Here is a 1,451-nt window from a genome sequence, read left to right as displayed (position 1 = left end):
GCCCCAGTCCTGATCCCCCAGCCCCTACACCTGAGAACTCCTGGATCCCCTGAGGAGGAACCTCACCATGACCGCCACGACAGTGGATAACACACCACGCAGAGGGTCGAGCATCCTCGCGCAGCTACAGCGCATCGGCCGCAGCCTCATGCTGCCGATCGCCGTCCTGCCCGCCGCGGCACTCCTGCTGCGTTTCGGACAGCCCGACATGCTCGGCAAGGACGGCCTCGAATGGAACCGGGTCGCCGAGGTCGTCGGCGAGGCCGGAGGTGCGCTGTTCGCCGCCCTGCCGCTGCTCTTCGCCGTCGGTGTGGCGATCGGTTTCGCCAAGAAGTCGGACGGCTCCACCGCCCTCGCCGCGGTGGTCGGCTACCTGGTCTTCGACCGCGTCTCGAAGGTCATGTTCTCGCACTCCGACGAGCTCAAGGGCAACGTCACCATCACGAAGGTGGTCGACGGGCAGCCCGCCCCGGCCATCGACTGGGGTGCCACGAACCCGACCCAGGTGCTCGGCGGCATCATGATGGGCGTCGTCGCGGCGCTGCTCTACCAGCGCTACTACCGGATCAAGCTGCCGACCTGGCTGGCCTTCTTCGGCGGACGCCGCTTCGTGCCGATCGTCACCGCCTTCGCGGGCCTCCTCCTCGGCGTCCTGATCGGCTTCCTCTGGCCGGTGCTCGGCAACTGGCTCACCGAGTTCGGTGAGTGGATCACCGGCGCGGGCGCGGCCGGGGCCGGCATCTACGGCATGATCAACCGGCTGCTCATCCCGTTCGGCCTGCACCACATCCCGAACTCGCTCATCTGGTTCGTGTTCGGCACCTACGAGGGCCCGGACGGCGCCGTCCACGGCGAGATCAACCGCTACCTGGCCGGCGACCCGGACGCGGGCGGCTTCCTCGCCGGGTTCTTCCCGGTCCTGATGTTCGGCCTGCCCGGCGCGGCCCTCGCCATGTGGCGCGCAGCCCCCGCGCACCGGCGTCCGGCGGTCGGCGGCATCATGCTGTCGGCGGCGCTCACCGCGTTCGTCACCGGCGTCACCGAGCCGATCGAGTTCGCGTTCATGTTCGTCGCGCCCGTCCTGTACGGGGTGCACGTCGTCCTCACCGGCATCTCGATGGCGGTGCTGGAGGCCGCCGGGGCCCAGCTCGGCTTCGGCTTCTCGGCCGGCGGCATCGACCTGCTGCTGAACGCGACGAAGGACAACACGGAGCAGCTACCGCTCATCCTGGGGTTGGGCGTCGTGTACTTCTTCGTCTACTACTTCATCTTCAAGTTCCTGATCGAGAAGTTCAACTTCGCGACCCCGGGACGTGAACCGGAAGGCGAGGAGACCGCGGCCGTCGACCCCGCCGCCGACCCGGAAATGGCCGGCAGCAAGAAGGGGGACGCGCAGGCCGCCAGCAGCGGCTGACCCCTCATAGGGGGCGCCGCGAGCCCCTCACTAGCGC

1 protein-coding gene is annotated in these 1,451 nt (G+C 68.8%); it reads left to right on the top strand.

All coding sequences use genetic code 11. The features are described 5' to 3' along the window. The first annotated feature begins 67 nt into the window (after window positions 1-67). On the top strand, window positions 68-1,414 hold the full coding sequence (locus ETD83_RS41810) for a PTS transporter subunit EIIC (RefSeq protein ID WP_138650765.1): 1,347 nt from the start codon (window positions 68-70) through the stop codon (window positions 1,412-1,414). Window positions 1,415-1,451 lie beyond the last annotated feature (37 nt).

The sequence above is a fragment of the Actinomadura soli genome, assembly GCF_005889715.1.
In the GTDB taxonomy this organism is placed as follows: Bacteria; Actinomycetota; Actinomycetes; order Streptosporangiales; family Streptosporangiaceae; genus Spirillospora; species Spirillospora soli.
The sequence above is the reverse complement of the archived record's forward strand: the minus strand, read 5'-3'. Positions and strand labels throughout refer to the sequence as shown.